Origin of the sequence: Paenibacillus apis (genome assembly GCF_018333295.1) — a bacterium.
Lineage (GTDB): Bacteria > Bacillota > Bacilli > Paenibacillales > Paenibacillaceae > Fontibacillus > Fontibacillus antibioticophila.
On record NZ_BORS01000015.1, the window covers coordinates 48,059 to 68,775 of the forward strand.

A 20,717-nucleotide genomic window follows, 5' to 3' on the forward strand; every position below is an offset into this window, starting at 1 on the left:
TCGGAGAGAACGGATCAAATCACTGAACTCTATGCGGCGGCGGTGGCCCGTCCGGAAACGTCAGGCTGACCGTCGTTCCTTCGCCAGGCATGGACGTAACGTTCAAGCAACCTGCACCTCCGCTATACAGACGTAGCCGTTCCCAGACATTGTACAATCCGTAGCTGGACGTCGAGGTCGGCAGCGACGAGAAACTTGCGAACAGTTCACGCACCTTATCCTCGCTCATGCCCGTGCCGTTGTCGGCGACGCGGATGACGAAGCCGCCTCCCTGCTCGAAGACTTCCAGCCGGATGCAGCCTTGATGGCCGTCCTCGTTCTGTATACCATGTAAAATCGCGTTCTCGATGATCGGCTGCACGATCAGCTTCGGCAGTAATCGTCCGGCCAGCGAATCAGGATACACCATCTCGTATTCGAAACTGTGGAACCGCTGCTTCTGGATCTCGAGATATGCCTTCGCGAGGTTCATTTCTTCCTCCAGCGTGACGATATCCTTGCCTTTGCTCAGGCTCAGCCGGAAATACTGCGCAAGCATTTGCAGCATCCGGCTGATGTCCTTTGCCCCTTTCGTCAGCGCCATCCAGTTGATCGTATCGAGCGCATTATAGAGGAAGTGGGGGTTGATTTGCGCCTGCAGCACCCGCATCTGCGCTTCTTTCTCCTTTTCCTTTGTCCGATAGTTGTCCTCCAGCAGTTGCTGCAGCGTGCTCAGCATGTGCGTCACGCTTTTCTCCAACTGAATAACCACGCCGCGGCGCCTTGGAAGTCCCTCCTCGATCACCACCGCGCCCCGCTCCTTCAACTGTTCGGTGATGTGCCGCAGTCTCGCGATCATGCTGCGGTTGACGTTCGCAAATACGAGGAACGCGCCCAAGATGACCAGCAGCATCAGAGACAAACTCAGAACAATGGAAAAGCCGACGTTGAAGTCCGCATTCGTCCGGTTGATCAGGCGAACGGGCAACAGCGAGACGACCTTCCATCCGTTCTCATCCAACGTGTCGAAAATCATATAATAAGCCTCGTCGCCGATCGTCATGCGCCGAATGCCCGAAGCCTGATCCCGCACCGTGTTGAACATATCCGGCTGCAGCAGCCGCGTGCCGATCAGATCCTCCTGCGTCTGGGATATAATGAAGCCGTCGCCATCGACGACATACATCGTGCGATTCGACTCCTGATACTCAGCCTGCGCGAGAATGGCCGACAGGTTGGCCTCCGGTACGTCCAGCTCCAGAATGCCGACAATTCGAGCGTAATTGCCAGGATCCCGGATGATGCGGGCGGAGGAGACAATCCGAACCGAGCCCGGCGATCCGAGGTAGGAGACTGTTCGGGTGGGAATCCAGTACACGCCGCCATTGCTCCTCATCACCTGCCCGTACCATGGCTCCTCCTTGGCTTCGTCGAGGCTAAAAAAGTTGACGTGCTCGCGAGCGTACATTTTATCGGGATTAACATACAGCTTGATCTTGCGAATGTCATTGCCCTGCAGGCTGCGAACCAGATTGCCCAGCTTGGCCTCCTCCTGAACCTGGCTGTAATGCGTGCCTGCCAGCGGATCGCCAGCCAACGGGTCGTACAGATCCGTGTTCAAGATCAGCGCGTCGGAAATCTCGTCGACTTTGGACAAGCGGTAATCTAAGTTGATCTTAACCTGACGGATCGAATTCAGAATAGACTCCGTAACTTGCCGCTCAAAAATGTCCTCGGACCGTTGGAAGTAGTAATGCAACAGCACGCCGGCCGGCAGTAATACAATAAGCAAATAGAGGATAATTGTCCTTCTGCACTCCGCCCACAGCAGACGGAATTTGCGAACCACGCCCATCGCTGGTGCACCGCCTCTCTTCCGATATCAGAGCGCCGCCAGGAATGGGATGGCCAGATCGGCGATCCGCCGGTGGCCCGCCTCGTTTGGGTGCAGCCGATCGCTTGTCAGCACGTCCAGCGTCAGCTTATTGAAACCGCTTTGTGCGTGTAAATCCAGCACGGGCAAAGCGTATGCTTTTCCGAGCAGGACAACGGCCGCCGCGTATTCCGCCAGCAAGGCACCTTGGCCGTTGCGCCGCTCGCCGTCAAAGCCATCCTTGTCCCGCTGCAGCGGTGTCCAGAGATTCAGACGGCATAAAGGATTGCGCGCCAGCAAGCCTTCGACAAGCGTCTGATAGGCGCCGCAAAAGGTACGGATATCAAAGGGCGCCTGACCGACCGGGCGAAGGTCGCCGAGAGGCATACCCAGACGGTAGTCGTTCGTGCCTGCGAAGATAGTGACGCAGTCGTAGGTCCTTTCCAGGCGCTCGCCCATATAAACCGTCGCCCCTTCGTCCCTGTCGCTGCCCGCCGTCATCGGACAGCCGCTCTGGCCATAATTGCCGACTCGCTCGAATGCAAGCGCTTGCGAAACCAGCGGCTGATAGCCGTTTGCAGCAGTAATACTGTCGCCGAGCGTCGCCCAGCTTTTGCCCCGCCAACGTTCTCTCATGATCATTACCTCCGATGAATGTCCCTGTAATCACTTGGCGTCATGCCCGTGTATTTGCGAAATTGCTTCGTGAAATAGCTCGGTTCTACATAGCCGATAGCCTGACTGATGTCCGCCAGCTTCTTGTCCGTCTCCTTGAGCAGTTCCTTCGCCTTCTCCATCCGAACTCTCGTGATATATTCATTGATGGTCTCCCCCGTCTCCTGCTTGAAGAGCAGACAGATATACGTTTTGGCCAGATAAACCCGCTGTGCGATATCCGAAATCGTCAAGTTCTCCGCATAACGCTCGCCGATGATTCGGATGATCTTCCCGATGACGTCGTCATGGTCCTTCTTGAACGACTTTGTCTCTACCTGGCGGCAGATCGAAAACAAATAATGCTTTATATGACGGCTCATCTCGTCCAGCGTCTCCAACTTAAGCAGTTGCTCCCACACTTCGGATTCTTCGCCGTTCTGGAGGCCGGTGCGAAGGCCGAATTCGGACAGAAATTGTGAGGCGACGAGCAGAACCTGCAAGCAGATCCGCTGACAATCCTTATAGCTGATCCCGCGACTGAGGATCAGTTCTCGAAATATCGCCTCCAGCAACTGCTCGATCTGTTCCGCGTCGCCTGTCTTGAGCACGGACGCGATCGCCGCCAGCAACTCGTTGATGCGCCGGTAGTCCACGTCCTTGCTGGCCGCCATTGCGTCATACATGACTGCCTGGTTCCGGCCGAGGAATAACTTGCGTTCGATCGCTTCCGCGGCCGTCTGGTAGCTTTCAGTCAATTGGCCCAGGTGCGCGGCGCTGCCGCCGATGCCGATCGTCAGGTGAATCTCCGCCAGCCGTTTTAGGAACCCGTGCAGGCTACTCGTCAATTCCTCGACGAACGGAAGGAGGATATCTTCTCCCAACGTCTCCGGTAAAGCGATGATGAGCACGTATTCGCCGCGGCGATTTTCGAAGGCATAGCCCGACGTCCGCTGATCGACCAGTTCCTGGCAAATGTTCTGGATCGCAAACGAGATCAGTTGCGTGTTCTGCTCCGACATCGCTTCGAACACGGTAATTGCGTTGTCGATGCGGATGATGAGCGCGCAATAAGAAGCGTCGTACGACAGCCGCAGCTCCAGGAAGTCGATTCGCCTCTCGATCTGGGCGCGATCCGGATTACCGTCCCGGATCAGTTGGATCAAGAACTTCTCTTTCAGCAGCGGGATGCTCTGTTGCAGCTTGGTGCTCATCCGCTGCAGCAGGTCATTGGCTCTCTCTTCGCGCTTGGACATGTCCATGATTTTCTCGACGACGGCCGTCAGTTCATCCAGGTTGACCGGTTTCAGGATGTAATCCACTGCGTCCATCTTTATTGCCGACTTTAGGTAAGCGATGTCGTCGTAGCCGCTGATATAGACGATCTTGATTTCGGGCATGACTTCCCTCAGCCGTCTGACCATTTCGATGCCATCCATCCCGGGCATCTTGACGTCCGTTAGCACGATATCAGGCCGGCAGCTTTGGGCCAGCGCCAATCCCTTCATCCCGTTCTCGGCCTCGCCGATAACTTCAATACCGTATTCAAGCCAGTTGATGCACACTTTTAGCCCGTTACGGGTCGAATATTCATCGTCGACGATGATCAACTTGTACATGAATGGAACCCCTCCCGGAAAGCGAGGTCTTTTCTCCATTATAAACGGAGGGCACTGATACAATCGTCTTCATTTATAGTCGGATATTCAGTAATGTGTGACGGAAATACAAAGGATACACAAAAGCGGCACCTTCGTCAAAAAACGCGGCGCTTCCGAAGCGAAGTGCGAAACGATACCCGCTCAAGCCGCATAATCATTGGAAGTTGCCATAATCATAACCACCCGTCCAACGGGTGGTTTGCTCTTGGGGTATAACCCCTTGTTGCCAAACTGCGCCTAAAGACGCTAGCCTGACCACAAATCTGTTCAGGCTCATTGTTATTTGTCACTTCCACTTCCCAGTTAAACTGGGTTTGCACATCCACTTCGTGTGAGCTAGACTATAGTTCTTGGTTGCCAACAAGATCTTTACTCCAGTTTATATTCAACCTAGGGCGGCGGTTTAAGTGTAAAAGGTACACCTAATTACTGGACTCTGGCTCTGCATTTAAAAATAGGTGTATAGAGTGCAGTTAGATTCGCAAAAACTCAGCCCTTCTGAAAAAAAACAGACTTTTAGCTGTAGGTGGTACACTTAAACCTGTGAAATTTGGAAATGATGAGGTTTTAGTTGTATGTTCTACAATTCATCGACAAGGTGATCCAGCAATCAGTCAGAATAGGCTTAATGAGCTGAAGCAACCAGCAGGCGCAGCTTGGAAACAGGGGTTTATCCTCCCACAAGAGCAAACCACCCGTCCAACGGGTGGTTATGATTCTTCAGCTTAGAAAATCAAAAACATGGCCATTAACGCCGAGAATGTATTGGCAATGCCATGAATCAGCCAGCTCGGAAGAATCGATCCATTCGCCTTCTTTTCATTGATCATCCCCATAAACCAGCCGATGGCTCCTGTGAAAATAATAATCAACAAAGCCGTAAGGGCGCCGGTGATTGCAAAAAACATGACTCCGTGCATCAATCCGAACAATAGACTCTGAATCGCATTTCCGATGGGAAATCCAAGCTTTGCCGAGCATCTTTTTAACAAAAATCCCCGGAAAATAATCTCCTCCGGCAGCGCCGTATTAAAGAAGGCATATACCAATGCGGCAGGCAAGGCGGCGATTCCCAGACCATTAAACTCCGAGGCGGCCGTGTCAGACCCCGATACCAAGGGAAGGATCAACAGCGACAGCAGGAGAAATCCAACAATCACTGCCCCCATCCATACATACAGGCCCTTGCCTTTGGCTTCTCCGATTCTCTTCAACCCGATCCAGTTCCAGAAGGAGGTTTGCCTTCTCGATGATACAGCCCACCAAATCAATGGAATGGCGGCAAAAAGAAGGATTTGCAGAATACTGCTAATGAGTTTATTCACTAATAATTCCACGGTTCCCGTCCTTTTTTCCAAAGTAAAATAAAAATGTACATAGAAAATATGATCATCAGCCATTAAGGAGGGTTCATTTTTGCTTATATTTCTTCTAACATTTTCTATAGATTCATTTCTATTTATAGCTATTTTCTGAATCATTTCATCGTATGTCAATTCTTCAGCCCATAATCCATCCTCTAAATAAACAGGTCCATCGCTCTCAAATATCTTATTGGAAACGTTATGCGCAATTTTCTCAACTGCAGTTGCAAATTCATCAGTACCCTTTGCAGATACGCCTATTATACCACTAAATCAACGTTTCGCCGTCCGAAATATCGGCCCTCTCTACGATCTCCAGAATAAGTTCCTGTTATGCAGCAAATGCTGCCCAATTGATTAGGAGGCTGCCCCCCAATCAATCCCACGTAACCCTCCGTTCTTTTAAGATAGGAAAAGAATGGCATGGGCGAACCGAAATAGCAACACCTTCTGCCTCGCGTTGGGATAAGCGATTGAGGCTTACCCTAACTTGCTTTTGAATACTCTGCTGGCGAAGAAGTAGGCGATGATCATAATGCCGACGCACCAGGCAAGCGCGGTCCAGATTTCGCTGCCAACCGATCCTCCATACAAGAGAGCACGAATCGCATTCACGATGGAAGTCACGGGCTGGTTCTCGGCGAACACCCGAACAATTTTAGGCATGGTTTCGGTAGGGACAAAGGCCGAACTGATAAACGGCAAGAATATCAACGGGTACGAGAAGGCCGTTGCCCCTTCCATTGTCTTTGCTGTCAAGCCGGGAATGACCGCCAGCCAGGTCAGCGCCAGCGTAAACAATCCGAGGATCCCGGCTACCGCGAGCCATTCCAGGATACCGGCGCTTGAACGAAAGCCCATCAAAAGCGCAACGAGAAAAACCACCACGACAGTGAGCGCATTGGAAACAAGCGATGTCAATACATGAGCCCATAATACCGACGAGCGCTTGATCGGCATGGTGATGAAACGCGCCATCAACCCGCTCTTTATATCCCCAAACAGCCGGAAAGCCGTGTAAGAGATGCCGGATGCAATCGCCATCAGCAAGATTCCCGGCAATAAATAATTGACGTAATTGTCCGTACCTGACTCTATGGCGCCGCCAAATACGTAAACAAATAACAGCATCATCGCAATTGGCGTAATCGCTACCGTGATAATCGTATCCGGGCTGCGCATGATATTGCGCATTAAACGTCCTAGTAATACCCCTGTTTTGCTTGTCATTTACTTCTCCTCCCTTTTGCCGATGATCGCGAGGAAGATTTCCTCCAAAGTCGGCTGCTTCCCAACGTACTCCACTTTCGCTGGCGGGAACATCTCTTTGAGTTCGGCAAGGGTACCGGTCGTGATGATTTTTCCCCCATGCAGGATGGCGATCCGGTCCGCCAGTTGTTCGGCTTCCTCCAGGTACTGGGTCGTCAGCATGATGGTCGTTCCGCTGCCGGCAAGTTCCTTGACGGTATTCCAGACTTCAATCCGCGCTTCGGGGTCAAGTCCTGTCGTCGGTTCGTCGAGAAAAATGACTGCCGGACTCCCGATCAGGCTCATGGCGATGTCAAGCCGGCGCCTCATCCCGCCGGAATACTGGTCCGCCCGGCGGCCCGCCGCATCGGTCAGGCTGAATTTAGCAAGCAGATTGTCGGCGACTTGAGCGGGATGGGAAACTCCCCGCAGCTTGGCGATCATTATCAGATTTTCCCTTCCTGTATGCATGCCGTCTATAGCTGCAAACTGCCCGGTCAGGCTGATGCTCTGGCGAACATGATCCGGTTGACGTTGGACGTCAGAGCCGCAAACACTTGCTTCTCCGCCATCGGGCTTCATCAGCGTCGAGAGGATGTTGACCGTCGTCGTCTTGCCCGCTCCATTGGAGCCCAGCAGCGCGAAAATTTCGCCGCGCCGCACCTCAAAATCCACTCCCTCCAAGACTTCCTTGTCTTTAAATGATTTTTTAAGTCCTTTTACGGAAATCGCTGCATTACCCATCTTTTTTCTCCTCCTATAATCAACTATTTAGTAACACTGGTAACACGTATCACTTACTACCTGACTAAAATAAAACTGAATAGCAAAGGTGGAAGTATCCATTCGGAACCAGCCATTCAGTCGGTTTGATCTACGGTATGATCCGACCAAGTTTTATTTTTTTCTTAATCGCTCCAGAATGCTTTGATTCAGATCTTCCCGATATTTAGCGAAGTAGGTTTTCGCATTGGCCACGAGGCCATCGGCAAACGACGCCACGTCTTCCCCGGTGATCTCCAGCACCTGTCTTCCTTCCGCCGCGCCGGCTTCAAACAAATCGACTAATTCGTATTGCATGTGCAGCATATCCATCCCGTTACCCGCCGAGAAATTCCACATATAGTTTTGGATTTTCTTAAACACATACTGGTAGTCCTCCGGCAGTGCCTCCACCCTTGCCATCATCATCTTGTATTCTTTCTTATCACCGATTAATTTTTTGAACATTTCCAACATGTTGCTTCTCCTCCTTTGGGTTGAACTTCATGGGATGTTCCAATTAGGGTTCGGAATATCTTATGAAGCTAATTGGACTTCAAAGCGTTGATTTTTGACGATAGGAAATCCCATTTTTTCCAAAACGAGGCGAGCTCTTGGCGGCCAGCCTCATTCAGGGTATAGAACTTGCGGGGCGGTCCCATATCCGACGGTTTCTTTTCGATATTCACCAGATTTTTCTTCTCTAATCGCACAAGGATGGTATAAACCGTCCCTTCCACGACTTCGGAAAACCCCAGCTCGTTCAGGCGCCGGGTAATCTCGTAACCGTACGTTTCACGGCGGCTGATGATTTCCAAGACGCACCCTTCCAGCGAACCCTTCAGCATTTCAGTTAAATTGTCCATAATCTGCACCCTTTACTTCATTTTGTCGGTAACCTTTTTCGTGGCCTTGTTCATTGCCTGGTTAACGGAGTCTTCGTAGATATCGGTGTACGTTTTGGAGCCTTTGATGAGTTCGTCGCAGAAAGCCGCAACGTCGCGCCCCGTCACCTCGAGGACTCCTTTCCCAAGACTCGCGCCCTCCTCAAATAAATCCACAATCCCCGAGAGCAAGCCGATCCCAATACTGAGTTCAACGGGGCCGACCCGAAAAAGATATTTCTGAATCTCGTTATAAACGATTTGATAATCCTGCGGGAGTGCTTTAACGCGTGCGACGTGAGCCCGCCATTCTTTTTTACCTTGGAGCATTTCTTGAATATTCATGTTTTCCCTCCAGCTCCCCTAATTTTTTGGCGACATTCTTGTTGAGCTGCTCGCGCCACTTGTCACGAAGCGACTTGGCCCCTTCTTCGCCGGCCAGCGCTGAACAGAAACCTTGGATATCGTCACCCAGTACCTCTTGAACGCGCTGACCGTCCGCCGCCGTTTCTTCAAGCCAGCTCAGGGCACCGTCCAGGATGGGCATGAGGTTGCGACCGGTGAAGTCGGAGTGCTGCCAAAGATTCGTTTTAATTTTCTCCCATGCCGCTTGGTAATCCGCCGGCAGCTTTTGAGCCCGCGCTTCAAACCCTTTAAATTCTCTCGTCATGTCATTGCCTGTGATTTTGTCCCAGAAATTCATGGCTCTTCTCCTTCACCTCAATCATTTTCCAAACTATTCTGTCTGACTAATATTCTGTATAACTTAGTACCGGTGGAAAAATGAACCGAATAGCGGATGAAAGCTCTTGCTTTCGCTATTCAGTATCGCTGATTACAGGTACATTGTATCACCGAGTAGTAGGGGTGTCAATCGGTTCTTTAAAGAAATTTTATTAACGGTAGTTTAGACATGTTTCAAAATAATAACTATTTAATTTTTTCTCGTGGTGCATTTGCAGTATTGGGCAGAGTAGTTCAGTTCATTTTATGGGGCTAGTTTTCTTTAGCTTCACGACCTGCTCTTCAGACAGCCCCGTAACTTTGGCAACCAGCGGTATCTCCATTCCCTCGCGAAGCATATTAAGGGCAGTTTTCTCGATTCCCTTTTCCATGCCCACTGCTATGCCTTGTTCAATCCCCTTCTCCAAGCCTTCTTCCAAGCCTTCTTCCAAACCTTCCTTCAAGCCTTCCTCATAACCCAAACGACTCCACACAGGCATCAGTTTCATAAGGGCCCCACCTTCCTCCGGATATTGTTCTTTCAACTCTTCCAACAACCGCTTGTCTAGCTCGGGGTCGGCATTAAAATACTGATCCGCCACCGACATGATCAAGGCCATTCGCGCATCATCCAACGTTCCTTGCAGCCGTAAAATCATCCGTAAATACGCGAGGCGTATTTCTCGCTCTTCTCCCTTAGTATAGCCCATTTTCGCCAGCAGTGCAGCAGCCACCGGATTGCCGGAATCGATAAATTGCCGCCAGGGTTGCATCCGCAGTTCCACTTTCATAAATTCAAACCGCAAAATTGACTGCTGCGGTATGCCCATCTCCAGCGTATTTTTCTCCTCCTTGGCTTCGTCTGCCGTAAAAACGGCAATAGGAATAATGAGTTTATACTCCTTCCGATGCCGCTCAAACAAACGGCTGAAGTAAATGAACATCCGCTCATGGAAGTCGTTCTCCCGGTAGGATTGCGGCTCGATGTGAATTAGTATGTACGCATCCAGCTCCAAATATCTCGTCTCCAGCAGCAGATCCAGCGTCCGCTTCTCCCCGCCAACGATATCCACAAGCAGTTCCTGCATCAAAAAACGGGTATGATGATGATCGAGCAGCTTGTCGAACTCAGGAAAGAACAGTTCAATGAACTCTGCAAAAAAGGTTTGCAGCAGTTTCTTGAACGCTTCGTCATGCGAGGTGAATTGTCTGCCTTCCGGCCATCTCGCTTTCTCTTCTTTTACCGCCAGTTCATAAGCACTCATGTGTAATCCTTCCTTTCCTAGTAATGTGGCAATTCCGCAACAAAAAAAGCACACCGTCACAGCGCCCCAGAGGCGCCAGCAAGTGTGCTTCACTTTTTCGTTCCATATTTATATGTCAACCATACCACCGTTCAGGATGGAAAAGCAAAGCCATTAGTCGATAAGCAGTTCCCCATCATACGAGGTAATAATCTTGTAGAGATCCGGACGGCGATCCCGGAAAATGCCCCACTCGATGCGCTGCACCTCTAACTGGTCGAGGTCGAATTCAGCAACCAGTACGGCTTCCTCATCACGTCCCGCTTCAACGATCTTGTTGCCCTGCGGCCCGGCGATAAAGGAGGAGCCGTAGAAGGTGATGCTGGAATCTTCATCCTCCTCCAGACCGATCCGGTTGGAAGCAATGACCGGCACCAGATTCGATGCGGCATGTCCCAGCATGCACGCCTGCCAATGATCCTTGGAATCAATCGAGCCGTCCTGCGGCTCCGAACCGATGGCAGTCGGGTAGAACAGGAGCTCCGCTCCCATCAAGGTCATGCAGCGTGCGGCTTCCGGGTACCACTGATCCCAGCAGATGCCGATCCCGATCTTGGCATAACGGGTCTTCCATACCTTGAACCCGGTATCTCCCGGATTGAAGTAAAACTTCTCTTCGTAGCCGGGACCGTCCGGAATGTGACTTTTGCGGTAACGCCCGAGAATTTCCCCGTCCGCATCAATTACAGCCAGCGAGTTGTAGCGGGCGTTGTTCTTCTTCTCATAGAAGCTGATCGGAAGCACCACTTGCAGCTCCTTGGCGACCTTCTGGAAATGGAGGATCGCTTCGTTCTCTTCCATCTCTCTTGCGTACACATAGTAATCGGCTTTTTCCTTCTGGCAGAAGTAAGGCGTCTCGAACAGCTCCTGCAGCAGAATGATCTGTGCGCCTTGCTTGGCCGCTTCACGGACCAGCTTGTCCGCCTTTGCGATATTTTCATCTTTATGGCAAGAGCAGCTCATCTGTGTAGCCGCTACTTTGACGTTTCTCATATCCATCCTCCTTAGAAATTATCGGCGTCCGGCGGGCATTTGCTGGGTTGTGCAGTGGACATTGCCGCCCTCGCGGATGATCGCCATGCCGTCTACCGTGCGAATCTTGCGATCCGGGAAGGCTGCAGCCAAAATGTCTGCGGCTTTCCGATCGGTCTCTTCAGCTGCCCCGCCGAACACCGGCAAAATAATGCCGCCATTGACGAAGTAAAAGTTCAGGTAGCTCAAGGTTAGCCGTTGTCCCTCATGGAATGTCTTTGGCGGCTGCGGAATCTCGATGACTTCAAGCTTCCTCCCCTTAGCATCAACCGCCTTCGCCAGCGTGGCGCGGTTCTCTCGGGTAATCTCATAGTTCTCATCCGCCGGGTCGTCGCAGACCTGCAGAATCACCTTGCCCGGTGCGGCGAAGCAGGCTACGTTATCGACATGCCCGTCGGTCTCGTCGCCGCTGAGTCCCCGCTTCAGCCAAATGATCTCTTGCACATCCAGATGATTTTGAACCAATGCTTCAATCTCCTCACGGCTGAGCCGCGGATTCCGGTTCGGATGGAGCAGGCATTCCTCTGTTGTCAGCAGCGTACCCTCGCCATCGGTGTGAATCGAACCGCCCTCCAGCACCAGAGGTGCGTCAAACCGCTTGATGCCAAATGCATCCAGAATCTGAGGGGCAACGGCATCATCCAGATCCCAAGGGGAGTACTTGCCGCCCCAAGCGTTAAAAATCCAATTGACGCCTGCCAATTCCCCTTGTTCATTCAATAGAAAGGTCGGCCCGTTGTCCCGGAGCCAGGCATCATTATGCTCAATCGGCAGGAAGCTTACGCGTTCATTGCCTTCGAACAGCCCGCTTACCTTCTCCAGATCGTCCGGATTGACGATGACCGTCACCGGTTCAAACTCAGCCATGGCACGGATAAATTCGGCATAGCCTTGCTGGCATACCGTGTCATAATGCTCGGGATAGCACATTGAGGCCTGTACCGGCCAGGATATAAAGGTTCTTTCATGCTCCGCCCATTCGGCAGGCATGGTATAGTTCAGTTCTCTTGGATACATCTGTTCCTCCATGCAGGAAATATAGTAGGGTCCATCATTAAGTACCCATTTTACCATGGATATCTTATAAGAAAAACGTCTATCGAAGCACTATCTTGAAGCCAGACCGCGTTTAGCGGTAGTTTTTCTTGCGATTATAGAATTATTCAGCTCCATGGAACAATCTGTTCTTTCGCCTGCAATTCTATGCCAGACGGTAGCTTACAAATGCCAGCCGGGTGCTGTCCGGCGACCAGGAGTTGACGTTAATCGTTCCTTGACCTCCAAACAGCTGCACTAGTGTGCGGAAGGCCCCGCCTCTACTTGACATGAGACGAATCTCCACCTGCTTGTTGGCCGGATGATCCCCTGGTTCTACATCTCCCTTGCGGTAAGACAAATAGGCCACCGTCTGTCCGTCCGGCGATACATGCGGAAACCAGTTATTGCTCTCGTCAAACGTCATTTGTACGGGTTCACTGCCATCAGTGTTCATGCGCCAGACCTGCATTAGACCTGTGCGTACTGAATTGAACCAGATATGCTGCCCATCCGGTGAATACTCCGGCCCGTCATCCAGTCCCGGGGTATTCGTCAGTTGCGTCTCCACCCCTCCTGCCGCGGGAATCGTGTAAATATCATACTGTCCGTTCCGCTCAGCACAATAGGCAAGCGTTGTGCCGTTCGGCGACCAGCCGTGCAGATAGCTCGGCGCCATCGGGGTAATTAATGCGGGCTGCCCGCCCTCCAGGGGGAAAATATAAATGCGCGACTGTCCGTCCTCCTTGGTATGGTGGCTTACCGCCAGCTGCGTATTGTCCGGAGACAGCACATGATCGTTGTTGCAGCTTCGCACAAAGCCGGAGTCGATCCGGGTGCTTGTACGAGCGTCGATATCAAAGGCATAGATGTCTCCGCCGCTATTATAAATCAGGCGCTTGCCATCGCTGGTCCAGTTCGGCGCCTCAATCCGATGATTGAACTCCGCCAATACCCTGCGCTCGCCCGTTAGGACATCTATCGTCTCCAATACACTCGTCAATTGATGAGCCTTCTCCGGTTCGTTGCTTCTTAATTCATCCATTCCGCAAATTCCCCCTTGAATAAATTAGGTTGCTCAAGCTATACTATTAAAAATATTGAAATCATGCCTATGAAGAGCATCCAACTCGGAGGCGTTTTCGTCAAGAGGGTTCGCGGGAAATCTGGCGAGTCTCCTCCTAAGCTTACCGGTCTTCCGCCCGTTATCGCGGAGTCAAAGTGGGTTGAACGAATATCCCGTTCAATCAATTTGGGTGGCACCGCGAGAATACAAGCGCTCCTCGTCCCAACGGACTGAGGGCGCTTTTTGTATTTTCACGAAAAGGAGCGGATTGCCATGTTAGACATCCGGTGGATCAGACAACACCCGGAGCAAGTCCAGGAAATTGCTGAAGCGAAAGGAATCGAGGTATCCATTGCCGAGCTGCTGAGCTGGGATGATAAGCGTCTCACATTGCTCCAGGAGACAGAGCTGCTCCGGCAGGAGCGCAACCAGTTGACCCCGCGCATCCATAAGCTGCTGCAGCAGGGGGAGGCCGCCTCGGCCGAAGCGCTTAGACAGGACGTTAAGGAGCTGAATGAGAAGCTGTCCCGAGCGGAAGAACTGCTTCATGAGGCAGAAGAAGAGTATCGGCGGCGGATGGCCTGCGTCCCGAATATCGTCTCGCCAGACACCCCCAAAGGCCGGTCGGATCGTGACAATCTCGAGCTGAAACGGGTCGGAGAGCCGCCTGCATTCGACTTCAAGCCTAAGGATCATGTAGCTCTGGGCGAGCTCCACCAGTTGATCGACATCCCTCGGGGTGTGAAGACGGCGGGAAGCCGTAATTACTATTTGACCGGGACGGGAGCACTGCTGCATCGCGCCGTTCAGCAATTGGCTGTTGATGTATTGCTGGAGGATGGCTTTACCTTGATGGATGTTCCTTTGATGGTGCGTACGGAAGCCATGATGAATACCGGCTTTTTTCCGCTTGGTCAAGATCAGTCCTTCCAAATGACTGAACGAGACCGCTGGCTCGCAGGAACCTCGGAAGTGCCGCTTGTCTCCTACTATGATCAGGAGATCATTGACGTTTCTTCACCGGTCAAGCTGGCTGCTGCCTCGCTTTGCTTCCGGAGCGAGGTCGGCTCGGCTGGCCGGGATGTGCACGGCTTGTACCGGGTGCATCAATTTGCCAAGGTAGAGCAGGTTGTTCTCTGCCGAAATGATCCGGAGGAGTCGGAGCAGCTCTTTCAGGAAGTCACCGCAAACGCCGAGCGCATTCTTCAGCTGCTGGAGCTCCCTTACCGGGTCATGGCGGTCTGTACCGGCGACATGTCGCAGAAGACCTACAAGCAGGTTGATATCGAAACCTGGATGCCCGGCAGGCAGGCTTACGGGGAGACGCATTCGTCGTCCCAATTGCTTGATTTTCAGGCCCGCCGGTCCAATATCCGGTTCAGGGATGGAGAGGGCAAGCTGCACTATTGCTACACGATGAACAACACTGCTGTCGCCTCGCCGCGGATTCTGATTCCGCTGCTGGAGAATCATCAGGAAGCAGACGGCAGCATCCGCATCCCGGCTGCACTGCGCAAGTATATGAATGGTATGGAGCGGTTGACCGCGGCAACAGAATAAATCGTCAGATATGAAAACGCCGGAGCAGACCTGACCCAGGTCCCTCCGGCGTTCCTTTTATTCTTCAGGTTCCCCCGCTGCTTCCCAACGGACAATCTCCTCACGCACCCGCGGCGCTACCTCTGCACCCAGCAGCTCGATGGAACGCATAACGTCAGCATGCGGCATCGTGCCCAGCGGACAGTGCAGCATAAAGCGCGTGATGCCAACCTTTTTCCGCAGGTAGATAATTTTATTCGCAACGGTCTCTACATCGCCCACATAAAGCGCACCTTCCAGACTGCGTGCGGCATCGTAAGAAGCCCGGCCGTAATGGCCCCATCCCCGCTCCCGCCCGATGATGTTCATGCTCGCCTGGGTGGATGGGAAGAAGCGCTCGACGGCATCCTCCTGCTGCTCCCCAACGAAGCCATGCGAGTGAGAAGCCACGGTCAGCTTGGACACATCATGACCGGCCTGCTTGGCTGCCTTCTTGTAGAGTTGAACCAATGGAGCAAACTGGTCAGGTCTTCCTCCGATGATAGCCAGCACAAGCGGCAAGCCGAGCAAGCCCGCACGAATGACCGATTCAGTGTTACCGCCACTGCCGATCCACACAGGAAGCGGATTTTGCACAGGCCGCGGGTACACGCCCAAATTGTTGATTGAAGCACGGTGCTTGCCGCTCCAGGTAACTTTCTCGGATTCACGGAGCTTCAGCAGCAGGTCCAGCTTCTCTTCGAACAGCTCATCATAGTCATCCAGCGCATATCCGAACAAGGGGAAGGACTCAATGAACGAGCCGCGTCCAGCCATAATTTCCGCCCGTCCGTTCGAGAGTCCGTCCAAGGTTGCAAAATCCTGAAATACCCGAACCGGATCGGCCGAGGATAGCACCGTTACTGCACTGGTTAAGCGAATCCAGCGGGTCTGTGTAGCTGCTGCAGCCAATACGACAGCCGGATTGGAGGCCGCATAGTCCTTGCGGTGATGCTCCCCTACGCCGAAGACATCCAGCCCCACCTTATCAGCGAGAACAATCTCCTCCACGATCTCACGCAGACGCTCTGCATGACTGATGGTCTCACCCGTGGTGACGTCCGGCGTAGTTTCAACAAAGGTACTGAGTCCGATTTCCATAACGTATTCCTCCCGGGATCTATAATCAATCCATTTTATACATACGATGTGATATCTTCATTTTGAAGTTTTTCCTCGGGATTTACAAGCCTTCGTCAGGGAATTAAAAAAAGCCTGTCCGAATGGCTCGGAACCAGGCTCTGATGCGATCCTATTATTGCTGCTCCACATATTCCCCGAGACGCTCCCAGGTTTCGACGATGCCCTGCTCCATGCCCATCTGCAGCGAAGAATTCAGGCCCTCCTCGGATTCAAATACGGAGCGGCTGGTCACTTTGGTCTTTCCATCCTGCTCTGCAAACTCCAGAATAACCTCCGTAGCCGGCATCTCTTCCGCCTCATTCCCTTCAGCATCGGAGAAATAATCGGTGTATACCAGACGCTCACCCGGAATGATTTCCCGGTAAACTCCCTTTCCCCACGATTCCATGCCATAAAATTCACCCTGCGCCTGATCCTCGCACTTCATACAGTAATGCCAAATGCCGCCTTCACGCAGATCGACTTTACATGTGCTGAGGTTCCACCCCCGCGGGCCCCACCAGTGCTTCAGCCGCTCCGCCTCCGTAAATGCCTGAAATACCAGCTCCTTCGGTGCATCAAAGATTTGTTCCATCACAAAGTCCCGGCCCTCTACATGGACAATTGGCTTGCTGCTCATTGAAATTCCTCCTGGTCATTGGTCTGGTAAGGATGACTTCCCCCCGCTGAGTAGCAGCGTGATAATACATTGCACAAGACGGGAGAAACTTACTCTTTCTAGAATGACCGATAATTTTCCTGCTATTATAAAATTTTAACATCTTAACGCTGTTGATTTTTTATATAAACTTCGGAAGCCAGTTGCCGTGCGCTTCAATCAGATCGTCGCAGAGCGCCGTGATATCGTCCAGCGACAGCTCTGCCGAGGTATGCGGATCGAGCATGGCCGCATGATAAATATGCTCTTTTTTGCCCGTCACGGCCGCTTCGATCGTAAGCAGCTGGGTGTTGATATTGGTCCGGTTCAGCGCAGCCAGCTGCGGCGGCAGATCCCCGACATAGGTCGGCGTAATCCCGGAACGATCGACGAGGCAAGGAACCTCGACGCAGGCTTCCTTCGGCAGGTTGGTGATCAGGCAGGTATTCATGACATTGCCGCCGATTTTGTAAGGAATGTTCGTCTCGATCGCTTCCATAATATATGAGGCATACTCCTTCGAACGTTGATGCTCGATGCTCTCGCTTGCAAAGATCTTCTCTCGCATTTCCTTCCATCCGTTAATCTGGTTAATGCAGCGGCGCGGGTATTCATCCAGCGGGATGTTGTATTTCTCAATGAGTTCCGGATAGCTCTTCTTGATGAAATAGGGGTGGTATTCCGCATTATGCTCGGACGACTCCGTTACGTAATAACCGAACCGCAGCATCAGTTCGAAACGTACCATGTCATGGTGCTTCTCCTTTTGCTTCTCGGCGGCGCGGCGCTTGATCTCCGGATACAGGTCAACCCCGTCCTTTTTCACCTCAAGCAGCCAGGCCATATGGTTTATGCCCGCAATTTTCGATTCGACGCCGGCAGCATCCATATCCAATGACTTGAACAGGTCGGCCACGCACACCTGCACGCTATGACACAGCCCGACCGTCTTAATGCCTCCCACCGTATTCATGACGTTTGTCAGGACGGCCATCGGGTTCGTATAGTTGAGGAATAGAGCATCCGGACATACCTCCTGCATATCCTTGGCGAAATCCAGCATGACAGGTATCGTGCGCAGGTTGCGGAAAATGCCGCCGATTCCCAGCGTGTCGGCAATGGTCTGCCGCAGTCCGTACTTTTTCGGAACCTCGAAGTCCGTAATCGTACAAGGATCGTAGCCTCCTACTTGGATGGCGTTGATCACGTACTTGGCCCCTCTCAGCGCTTCCTTCCGGTCGGTATAGGCTTTCACGACGCAAGTGCTGCCCAGCGTGGCTTTTATACTGTTCAAGAGGCGTTCGGAATCGCGGAGCCGCTCCTGATCAATGTCGAACAAAGCCAGCTCGAATCCCTGCAAGGCCGGTGTCGTCATCACATCGCCGAGCACATTTTTTACAAAGACCGTACTTCCCGCACCAATAAACGTCACTTTTGGCATAATTAATTCCCTCTCTTCTCCTAGTGATGGAATGGCTTGAGCTTCACCCTAACTATACCTTCCCTTCCCCTGCCCGGACATGGAGAAAAGCATGTTTCGCATGTCATAATCCCATTTTTTCGTCGTGGCTATGAGTCATGGTTATGATAAGATGGATACTATAAAGTTGATTCGCCTAAGATCTATCCATGGGTGAGCCAGAGCGAGAACTTTATACGGAATTTCGTACAAGCATCAAGCATCCGGCGAAATACTGGGGGCAATTGTATGTTTTTTCGTACAATACTGATGGATATGAGTGATTAGCGGGAGAATTTGTGTGTTTTTTCGTACAAATCAGCTGATTCTGCTAGTTTTAGGCGCGGTTTGTACGAAGAATCGTACATATCTCACTGAAAAGTTAGCTATATAAAGGAGATCATCCATCTGATGGAGCTTTTTAATTATACTGTCTCTTCTTTGCAGAGAAAGATCGATCTGAATTTACTCTTCTTCGGCCTGGAAAAATGCGAGCCAAGGCATACATGGGGGCCAGGGCTGCGGGATGCGTACATTCTTCACTACATCCATGCCGGACGCGGCATATTCCGGACCAAAGAATCGGCCTTCGAGCTTGAGGCAGGCCAAGGCTTCGTGATCATGCCGGAGACGCTTGTCCACTACAGCGCCCACGACACCGAGCCATGGCTCTACTCCTGGATCGGCTTCAGCGGGGTAAATGCCCGTTCGCTGCTGCAGCGCGCCCAAATCGATGCGGAGCGGCCTGTATTCGAAGCGCCCGCGGAGAGTTATCTGGGAGATTTCTACGAAGAATTGAAAGCAACTTACGAGACCCGGGGCAGCGATGTGCATAGCCAAAGCGTCCTCTATCGTGTTCTGGCCGACCTGATCCGCTTCTCGCCTGAGACCCGGGAGGAGCGAAGACCTTCTGCGTCCCGCGAGGGGTACATTCGCAAATCCATTGCGTTCATAGAGAGCAGCTATAGCCAAAAAATATCCGTTCTTGAGATCGCCCGCTTCGTCGGCCTGGACCGTACCTATTTGTCCGGGTTGTTCAAGGAACGTTTCGGCGTGTCTCTGCAGGCCTATCTCCTCGAGTACCGCATGAACCGGGCTGCCGAGCTGCTCCAGAACCCGGAGCTCTCTGTTAGCGACGTCTCCCGCTCTGTCGGCTATACCGACCCGTTCCTCTTCTCAAAAATGTTCAAAAGGATCATTGGCCAGGCTCCGACCTTGTTCCGAGAAAAAAGTTCACTCGTAACCGAAAGGAGAGACCTCGATTGTTCCGATTAACCAACCAGCAAGCTCAAGAGATCGTAGATAAAATGATGGAAGACATTCCTTACAACATCAATATCATGAATGATGAGGGAGTCATCGTCGGCAGCGGAAAAAAAGAACGGATCGGAACGGTCCATCCCGGCGCCGTAAAGGCTCTGGCTACCGGAAAGATGGTGGAGGCATGGGAGGATGGCCGCTACGAAAAAAAGGGTACTAATGAGCCGATCGTCATCAACAATGAACTTGTAGGCGTGATTGGAATCACCGGTTATCCGGATGAGGTACGCCCCTTCTGCAATATTGTGAGAACCACCGTGTCCCTGCTGATCGAGCAAAAAACAGCCTTGGAAAGCCTGGCTAACGCAGCCAACCGCAAGATGGCATTCCTTGAGCTCCTCCTTAGCCATCAAGGGGCTTATACTCAAAAATTCAAAAAGGAAGCTTCCGCTTACAGCATTGATCTGAATCTGAAAACAGCCGTGCTCTACCTCAAGCATCTGACATGGGATGAGAGCCTGGCGAAGCTGCTGCTTCCCTACTCCAGCTTCCCGATGAAGGAGGAGGATCTCCTGCTGCTGATTCAAAAGCCGGAGGACCTCGATAACCTGGTTCATCAAATCATCAAGCAGCACCCGGACGTGCTGATCGGGATCGGCAAGCCCGAGAGCAATGTTGCCGACAGCTACCTCCAAGCCAGACAGGCCCTCGGTATCTTAATGGCTTTGAAGCCTCCAGTGCAAATGATCAGATATGTGGATGTGACCTTTCTGATCCGGTTAAGTCACATGAATAACGCTGGCCAGCCCAATGTCGTTGCCAGGCTCGAGGACACGAACGATTTACTGGAGACGCTCCGAAGCTTCATTCGTAACAATTGCAGCATTTCCCTGACGGCTGCAGAGCTCAATATCCATCGGAACACGCTTCAGTACAGACTCAAGCGAATCCAGACCCTGACCGGTAAAGATCCGAGGGATCTGCTTCAGCTGTTCGAGCTGACCCATGCTTTGCTGTCTCTGTACAAAGGATAATAGGACCAGCAAAAGGCCCCG

General features: G+C 52.0%; 20 protein-coding genes. 3 read left to right on the plus strand and 17 right to left on the minus strand.

The window, feature by feature from the left end; all coding sequences use genetic code 11:
* Nucleotides 1-19: 19 nt before the first annotated feature.
* The 14 genes from KI362_RS19675 to KI362_RS19740 form a co-directional block, all read right to left on the minus strand.
* Nucleotides 20-1,834 carry a cache domain-containing sensor histidine kinase gene (locus KI362_RS19675; RefSeq protein WP_301629697.1) on the minus strand — a complete coding sequence of 605 codons (1,815 nt, stop codon included), beginning with the start codon at nt 1,832-1,834 and terminating at the stop codon, nt 20-22.
* Nucleotides 1,835-1,861: 27 nt separating this feature from the next.
* Nucleotides 1,862-2,488, minus strand: a complete 627-nt coding sequence (locus KI362_RS19680; RefSeq protein ID WP_301629699.1) for an SGNH/GDSL hydrolase family protein — start codon at nt 2,486-2,488, stop codon at nt 1,862-1,864.
* A gap of 5 nt (nt 2,489-2,493) precedes the next feature.
* On the minus strand, nt 2,494-4,125 hold the full coding sequence (locus KI362_RS19685) for a response regulator transcription factor (protein ID WP_301629701.1): 1,632 nt from the start codon (nt 4,123-4,125) through the stop codon (nt 2,494-2,496).
* Between the two features lie 767 nt (nt 4,126-4,892).
* Nucleotides 4,893-5,492: a CPBP family intramembrane glutamic endopeptidase gene (locus KI362_RS19690; RefSeq protein WP_301629703.1), complete on the minus strand. Its 600-nt coding sequence runs from the start codon at nt 5,490-5,492 to the stop codon at nt 4,893-4,895.
* 519 nt (nt 5,493-6,011) lie between these two features.
* Nucleotides 6,012-6,761 (minus strand): ABC transporter permease, encoded by a 750-nt coding sequence (locus KI362_RS19695; RefSeq protein ID WP_044481285.1) that lies wholly within the window; start codon nt 6,759-6,761, stop codon nt 6,012-6,014.
* A complete protein-coding gene (locus KI362_RS19700; RefSeq protein WP_301629706.1) occupies nt 6,762-7,523 on the minus strand; it encodes an ABC transporter ATP-binding protein in 762 nt (253 codons plus the stop codon).
* A 153-nt stretch (nt 7,524-7,676) separates the two neighbouring features.
* The gene (locus KI362_RS19705; RefSeq protein ID WP_044481288.1) at nt 7,677-8,018 is read right to left on the minus strand and encodes a DUF1048 domain-containing protein; all 342 of its coding nucleotides are present in this window, start codon (nt 8,016-8,018) and stop codon (nt 7,677-7,679) included.
* A gap of 68 nt (nt 8,019-8,086) precedes the next feature.
* On the minus strand, nt 8,087-8,407 hold the full coding sequence (locus tag KI362_RS19710) for a PadR family transcriptional regulator (RefSeq protein WP_301629708.1): 321 nt from the start codon (nt 8,405-8,407) through the stop codon (nt 8,087-8,089).
* Between the two features lie 12 nt (nt 8,408-8,419).
* Nucleotides 8,420-8,770 (minus strand): DUF1048 domain-containing protein, encoded by a 351-nt coding sequence (locus KI362_RS19715; protein WP_301629710.1) that lies wholly within the window; start codon nt 8,768-8,770, stop codon nt 8,420-8,422.
* Nucleotides 8,742-9,128, minus strand: coding sequence for a DUF1048 domain-containing protein (locus tag KI362_RS19720; protein ID WP_301629712.1), 387 nt, complete (start codon nt 9,126-9,128; stop codon nt 8,742-8,744). The genes KI362_RS19715 and KI362_RS19720 overlap by 29 nt, the downstream gene beginning before the upstream one ends.
* Nucleotides 9,129-9,408: 280 nt before the next feature.
* Nucleotides 9,409-10,413, minus strand: coding sequence for an Rpn family recombination-promoting nuclease/putative transposase (locus tag KI362_RS19725; RefSeq protein WP_301629714.1), 1,005 nt, complete (start codon nt 10,411-10,413; stop codon nt 9,409-9,411).
* Nucleotides 10,414-10,566: 153 nt separating this feature from the next.
* Entirely contained in the window at nt 10,567-11,445 is an 879-nt protein-coding gene (gene aguB / locus KI362_RS19730; protein ID WP_301629716.1) for an N-carbamoylputrescine amidase, read from the minus strand.
* An 18-nt stretch (nt 11,446-11,463) separates the two neighbouring features.
* Nucleotides 11,464-12,501: an agmatine deiminase family protein gene (locus KI362_RS19735; protein WP_301629869.1), complete on the minus strand. Its 1,038-nt coding sequence runs from the start codon at nt 12,499-12,501 to the stop codon at nt 11,464-11,466.
* A 184-nt stretch (nt 12,502-12,685) separates the two neighbouring features.
* Nucleotides 12,686-13,564 (minus strand): TolB family protein, encoded by an 879-nt coding sequence (locus tag KI362_RS19740; protein ID WP_301629718.1) that lies wholly within the window; start codon nt 13,562-13,564, stop codon nt 12,686-12,688.
* A 294-nt stretch (nt 13,565-13,858) separates the two neighbouring features.
* Between KI362_RS19740 and serS the strand changes: the two genes are divergently transcribed.
* Nucleotides 13,859-15,145: a serine--tRNA ligase gene (gene serS, locus KI362_RS19745; RefSeq protein ID WP_301629720.1), complete on the plus strand. Its 1,287-nt coding sequence runs from the start codon at nt 13,859-13,861 to the stop codon at nt 15,143-15,145.
* 57 nt (nt 15,146-15,202) lie between these two features.
* Here the strand turns inward: serS and KI362_RS19750 are convergent, their stop codons facing one another.
* The 3 genes from KI362_RS19750 to KI362_RS19760 all read right to left on the minus strand — a co-directional run bounded on the left by KI362_RS19750 (nt 15,203) and on the right by KI362_RS19760 (nt 18,384).
* A complete protein-coding gene (locus KI362_RS19750; protein WP_301629722.1) occupies nt 15,203-16,264 on the minus strand; it encodes an LLM class flavin-dependent oxidoreductase in 1,062 nt (353 codons plus the stop codon).
* 154 nt (nt 16,265-16,418) lie between these two features.
* Nucleotides 16,419-16,925: an SRPBCC domain-containing protein gene (locus KI362_RS19755; protein WP_301629724.1), complete on the minus strand. Its 507-nt coding sequence runs from the start codon at nt 16,923-16,925 to the stop codon at nt 16,419-16,421.
* Between the two features lie 160 nt (nt 16,926-17,085).
* A complete protein-coding gene (locus KI362_RS19760; RefSeq protein ID WP_301629726.1) occupies nt 17,086-18,384 on the minus strand; it encodes an alpha-glucosidase/alpha-galactosidase in 1,299 nt (432 codons plus the stop codon).
* A gap of 429 nt (nt 18,385-18,813) precedes the next feature.
* Between KI362_RS19760 and KI362_RS19765 the strand changes: the two genes are divergently transcribed.
* Complete coding sequence (locus tag KI362_RS19765; RefSeq protein WP_301629729.1) at nt 18,814-19,677, plus strand: AraC family transcriptional regulator; 864 nt, start codon at nt 18,814-18,816, stop codon at nt 19,675-19,677.
* On the plus strand, nt 19,665-20,696 hold the full coding sequence (locus KI362_RS19770) for a CdaR family transcriptional regulator (RefSeq protein WP_301629731.1): 1,032 nt from the start codon (nt 19,665-19,667) through the stop codon (nt 20,694-20,696). Before KI362_RS19765 ends, KI362_RS19770 begins: the two co-directional genes overlap by 13 nt.
* Nucleotides 20,697-20,717 lie beyond the last annotated feature (21 nt).